Origin of the sequence: Staphylococcus sp. GDX7P312P, from assembly GCF_008385775.1 — a bacterium.
Lineage (GTDB): Bacteria > Bacillota > Bacilli > Staphylococcales > Staphylococcaceae > Staphylococcus > Staphylococcus haemolyticus.
In genome coordinates this window covers 1-4,422 of sequence record NZ_VUKI01000026.1, presented here as the reverse complement: position 1 = coordinate 4,422, position 4,422 = coordinate 1, and the positions used below count along the sequence as shown (strand labels likewise).

The 4,422-nt window shown below is 27.7% G+C and carries 6 protein-coding genes and 1 pseudogene; all 7 read left to right on the top strand.

Annotated elements, in window-relative coordinates; all coding sequences use genetic code 11:
* The coding region (locus F1592_RS08400) for a DNA/RNA non-specific endonuclease (RefSeq protein ID WP_188294686.1) at nt 1–350 on the top strand (350 nt) is incomplete at its 5' end.
* An 11-nt stretch (nt 351–361) separates the two neighbouring features.
* Nucleotides 362–856 carry a TIGR01741 family protein gene (locus F1592_RS08395; RefSeq protein WP_053017152.1) on the top strand — a complete coding sequence of 165 codons (495 nt, stop codon included), beginning with the start codon at nt 362–364 and terminating at the stop codon, nt 854–856.
* 175 nt (nt 857–1,031) lie between these two features.
* Complete coding sequence (locus F1592_RS08390; protein WP_053017153.1) at nt 1,032–1,688, top strand: SMI1/KNR4 family protein; 657 nt, start codon at nt 1,032–1,034, stop codon at nt 1,686–1,688.
* A 314-nt stretch (nt 1,689–2,002) separates the two neighbouring features.
* Nucleotides 2,003–2,275, top strand: coding sequence for a hypothetical protein (locus tag F1592_RS08385; protein WP_053017154.1), 273 nt, complete (start codon nt 2,003–2,005; stop codon nt 2,273–2,275).
* A complete protein-coding gene (locus tag F1592_RS08380; protein WP_053017155.1) occupies nt 2,276–2,965 on the top strand; it encodes a hypothetical protein in 690 nt (229 codons plus the stop codon). It begins immediately after the preceding gene.
* 174 nt (nt 2,966–3,139) lie between these two features.
* Nucleotides 3,140–3,670: pseudogene (locus F1592_RS08375) on the top strand (DNA/RNA non-specific endonuclease); the annotation flags it as partial.
* Between the two features lie 29 nt (nt 3,671–3,699).
* Nucleotides 3,700–4,194 (top strand): immunity protein YezG family protein, encoded by a 495-nt coding sequence (locus F1592_RS08370; RefSeq protein WP_053017157.1) that lies wholly within the window; start codon nt 3,700–3,702, stop codon nt 4,192–4,194.
* Nucleotides 4,195–4,422: the final 228 nt, after the last annotated feature.

Here is a 4,422-nt window from a genome sequence, read left to right as displayed (position 1 = left end):
ATCTATCACTTCAAGATGGCGGACGTAATTCATATGCGCAACGAACAGTTGGAAGAGAAGACCGTTTACCAGATGATGACGGGGGGCATTTAATTTCGGGCGCATTCGGAGGTTCTAAAGATATAGACAATCTCGTACCACAAAGTAAATACATCAACCGTTCATTTAAAGATAATGGTCAATGGTATAAGATGGAGAAAGAATGGGTGAAAGTTTTAAAAGGAGGGGGAGAAGTAAAAAATATTAGAATGAAAATAGACTATGATGAAGAAAGTCTAAGACCTATAGGATTTGCAATCGAATTTATTAGTCAAGGTGAAAAGCAAGTACGATATATAGACAATATATAGGAGGGATAAGATTGGGTTTTGAAGGAAAATTGAATTATATATACCAAAATATAGCCACTGAAGTAAGTAGTATGATTCCGGATAAATGGGAAAATATTTATTTAAAAGCATATGTAAATGATGAAGGTAGTGAAGTGTTTTTCTTTTATCGTAAGCCTAATGAACAAGCATTGTTTTATTGTGGAGATATTCCAGAACAATACAATGTATCTAATGATATTTATATGGAGTTACTTATAAATGTACATAAGTTATTTAAAAAGTTAAGGAAAGAATTTATTCAATATGAACAAAATCCATGGTCTTCTTGTGAATTTAATTTTACTAATGATGGGAAATTAAATGTGTCATTTGGGTATATCGATTGGAAAAATTCTGAATTTGGACAGATAGCAAGATTTAACTATTATAAATATAAAAAATTCGGCATTATTCCCGAATTAGATTACGCAAAAGAAGAAATTAGAGAAATAGAACAATTCATTAAAGAACAAGAAGAAGAGTAAAAGGTAGTGAAGAAAGACTAAGCAATGTAAAAGTTGCTTAGTTTTCATTTGATGAATAAAAATAACTTAATTTATATAGTTGATTAACAATTTTAATCGACGTATAGCTTTATCTATAATGTTCTGAAATAGATTTAAATGTTAATTAATATATTAGTGTAAGGGTAGGTAAACAATGAGCATTTTGGAAGAATTTCAACAATTTGATCCATCATTCGTTTATGTAGAGAATTGTGAGAAAGCTAATATACCACATAAGTGGAAAAGAGTGCTTTCAACTAAAGATAAAACACAAAAAGTCAATTTAATCATTGAAATATGGAAAAATGGATTTAGCAAAAAATTATCAAATGTATTGAATTATATGTCTAGAAATTTAAAAGATTGTGAATTGATAAAAAATAAAGACCAGCATTATATTGTATATATTTTACAACACCCTACTAATGAGACTATTTATTATCTAGGAGGACTAGATAGCGATAATACAAATTTAGAAATGTTACCTAATGATTTAAAGAAATTTTATCAAGAAGTTCATAACGGATTTTACTTCTTTCCAGGAAAATTTATGGGTTTACAAGAAATCAAAGATGTTAACGTAATGGGTGAATATGATTGGGGTGTTATTTCAGATTTAGATATACATATAGATTTTGATTTAGATGATTATATCATTGTTTTTACTACAGGAATGGGCGGATATATAATTGTAAAAGCATACAATGACCATTCTAATGCAATTATTTGGTTTGATGATGACGAACCGATATATGAGGAAAATATATGGGACATATTAGATGAATGGTTATATTTAGGGTTTACAGAATGATTAATTTACCTATCAAATAAAGTTTTTACTTCTTAATGCTATAAATATGTACAGTATTTATAGCAATTAATGAATGGTACAATAAAGTATTAGTTTGATTTAATTTTTGTTTCAACTATTGTAACGCTTTTATTCACAATTGGAAGCATCGTTTGTAGTGTTTAGTATAAGAAAGATGTTGAAGCTAAAACCGCTAAATTACTACAAATTTCAGTAGTTGTAGTAGCTATTATCTTTGTTCTAAATTTATTAACTTTATTTGGATTAATATAATTCTTGTAACTATAAAAAAATAGCACATAAAGATGGAGTAGATGGATGTAGAAATATTCATTTACTCCATTTTTTGTTATAAATTAGATTACAAACAGCAAATTGATCTATTAAATTATGAAAAAAATATAATGGGATTAAGTAGAAGTGCAAATGCATCTAAAAATAACAAAAGTTATTTAGAGTGGGAAGAATATAAGAAAGAAGGAATAAAAGTAGATAGCACATTTAGAAATAGAATGATAAAAAAAGAGGCGGAATTAGAGAAAGAAATTCAACATAAAATTGATGAATTAAGAGGAAGGGATTTTTAAATGAATAAACATGAATTATCTGAAATACTAAGTGAATACACACTAAATGATAATACAGTAGAATTTATTGATGTAGATAATCAAATGAATATACCAGAATATTGGAAAGAAATATTTGGAAATGACAGTTTCATTGATAGAAAAAGAATATTGCTATCAAAATGGAAGAAATATGTTGGTGAAGAATTAAGTAACACGATAAATTACTTAAGTGATTATTTAGTAAATATTGATTTAATAAAGGTAGGAAAAGAAATTTCTATTTTGTACACTATTAAAAGTTATCAGACAGGTGAGTATTTATATTACGAGGGTAAAAACCCAATGGATACTTTAAAAAATATGAATGAATCAATTAAAGAGAATTGGGAACAATTTCCATCTTCATTAAAAAACTTTTATGAGAATTTACATAATGGGTTTTGTATGTATAGTAGTAAATCTTTGGGATTAGAGTATTCTGAAAATATTAATTGTATGTCTGAATTTGGTTGGGATAATGATAGTCACTACAATCTTGATAATTTATTTAACTTTTTTAGTAATGGAATGGGATCTTATGTTGTCTTAGATATTTCTCAAAATATAGATGAAAGTGGCGTATTATGGCTAAAAGGTGATGAACCAGAGAGCGAATTTAATATATGGGATTTAATTGATGAGTGGATTATTATTGCATTTGATCAATAAAATCAACTTATAAAATTTTAATATCAAGTATCAAATCTTATATAATTTAATTTATTATAATTACTGTAGAAAGATATAAAGAGGTTAAACAGTGTGAAATTGTTTAACCTCTTTTCGGATTATAAATAATGCAGTTATGAATATAAAAGTTTTAAACGAAACGTATTATGAATACATATAAGTAGAAGTCATAGTTCCAATCATGTTCATTATCATGAAGACCCAAACCTTACAAAGATTGAATATGGTGACCATTATGAAAGTGGATTTATGAATCGTAAAAAATTAAAAGCCAACATCGAATATACAACACCTCATGGACATGTATATCGCACGGATAACAAAGGTCGTATTAAAGAAGTATATGCGGAGGATCTATCACTTCAAGATGGTGGACGTAATTCATATGCGCAACGAACAGTTGGAAGAAAAGACCGATTACCAGATGATGACGGTGGTCATTTAATTGCACGCGCATTCGGAGGTTCTAAAGATATAGACAATCTCGTACCTCAAAGTAAATACATCAACCGACCATTTAAAGATAATGGCCAATGGTATAACATGGAACAAGATTGGCGATCAACAATAGAAAAAGGTGGAACTATTAAAAATATAAAAATGGAAATTAGATATGACGATGTTAGTCATAGACCCTTGAAATTTGAAGTGTCTTATGAACAAGATGACAAAAAAGTGAAATAAATAATAAAAAATATTTAGGAGAAATGATTATGGATTTTGAAAATAATTTGAAAAATATTTATCAAAATATTGCTACAAAGGTAAATGAAATAATGCCAAATGAATGGAATAATATATTTATTGAGGCTGAAGTAACATTGGAAGGTGGGAGTATATTTTTCTTTTATACATTGAAAAATTACGATGGTGTGTTTTATTCACTAAATATTCCAGACGATTTTAATATTTCAGAGAAAAAATATAATGACCTAGAAAATGAACTATATGAAAAATTCGAAGAGTTAAATTTAGAATTTAAAAAGTATAATCAGGAAGTATGGACTACATGTACATTTATTTTAAGTGATGACGGGAAAGCAAATATTTCATTTGGATATATTAATTGGTTGGATAATGATTTTACGTTAGGTACTCGAATAGATTATTTTAAATACAAGTATTTTGGAAAACTTCCAGAGCAACAACGATTAATAGACGAAGTAAAACAATTAGAGCAGTTCATTAAAGAACAAGAAGAACAGTAAAATGAAGTGAAGAATGACTAAGCAATGTAAAAGTTGCTTAGTCATTCTTTTGATTACAATGAGTAGCAAATTTTATTCCTGAATAAATACATATAAAATATTTTAGAGAAAAGTCCAACATCGAATATAAAACACCGCAAGGACATGTGTATCGCAAGGATCACAAAGTTCGAATTAAAGAATTATATGCGGAGGAACTATCACTTCAAGATGGCGGACGAAATTCAT

Excerpts from the sequence above, each read along its gene's own strand:
- F1592_RS08390 (WP_053017153.1), top strand. The coding sequence starts at position 1,032 with ATGAGCATTTTGGAAGAATTTCAACAATTTGATCCATCATTCGTTTAT.
- F1592_RS08385 (WP_053017154.1), top strand. The coding sequence starts at position 2,003 with ATGGATGTAGAAATATTCATTTACTCCATTTTTTGTTATAAATTAGAT.
- F1592_RS08380 (WP_053017155.1), top strand. The coding sequence starts at position 2,276 with ATGAATAAACATGAATTATCTGAAATACTAAGTGAATACACACTAAAT.
- F1592_RS08370 (WP_053017157.1), top strand. The coding sequence starts at position 3,700 with ATGGATTTTGAAAATAATTTGAAAAATATTTATCAAAATATTGCTACA.